Raw genomic sequence first — 907 nt, forward strand, 5'->3', positions numbered from 1 at the left:
TGCCAAAGGCCATGGATCGCCCTCATCACAGCACCCTCGATGCGATTCTTCGGCGCCATGGCTGCCAGGTGCGCTATCACGCCGAAGACGCCCAGGCACCGGCCACCCAACGCTTCGAGCACAAGCAACCCAACGAGCTCTGGCAGATCGACTTCAAGGGCAACTTCCATCTTTCGGACCGTAACTCGCCACGTTGTCACCCGCTGACGGTGCTCGATGACCATTCACGCTTTGCGCTCTGCCTGGAGGGCTGTGAAGGGGAGCGCCTGGAACTGGTTCACCCCAAGCTGGCCGCGGTTTTCCGTCGCTATGGGCTGCCATGCCGGATAACGGCCGACAACGGCCCGCCCTGGGGCTCAAACATCGAGGGCGGCCTATCTGCGATGGAGGTCTGGCTGATGCGCCTGGGTATCGACGTCAGTCATAGCCGCCCTTACCACCCACAGACCCAAGGCAAGCTTGAGCGTTTCCATCAAACCCTCAAGCGTGAGCTGCTGCATCGCAGCTTCAGTGACATGGAGCACTGCCAGCGCGTGATGGACCAATGGCGAGACCAGTACAACCAACAACGACCTCATGAGGCACTGGGCCAGTTACCACCGATATCGCGCTATCAGCCAAGCCTAAGGGCGTACCCGGAGCAATTGCCGGAAATCGAGTACGAGCCGGAGGACAAGGTGCTCAAGGTAGGGGGAACCGGACAGGTGCAATTCAAAGGGAAAAGCCGGTTCGTCGGTGGTGGGTTATTGGGCGAGCGAATCGCAATACGCCCCACCGGTGTGGATGGTGTCTACGATGTGATTTTCATCCATAAGACAATCCGCCAGTTCGACCTGAGAGAGAAGAAGTAACGACCAGCAACCCGTTACCCATGTCCCCCGACAAGCGTTACCCATGTATCCCGGCT

General features: G+C 59.2%; 1 protein-coding gene. It reads left to right on the forward strand.

Going from position 1 to position 907, the window contains the following annotated elements:
• Positions 1 to 851 (forward strand): integrase core domain-containing protein (locus ACYJSS_RS30670; protein WP_236206677.1); only part of this gene is annotated, 851 nt, incomplete at its 5' end.
• Positions 852 to 907: the final 56 nt, after the last annotated feature.

This window comes from Pseudomonas sp. No.21, assembly GCF_054558415.1.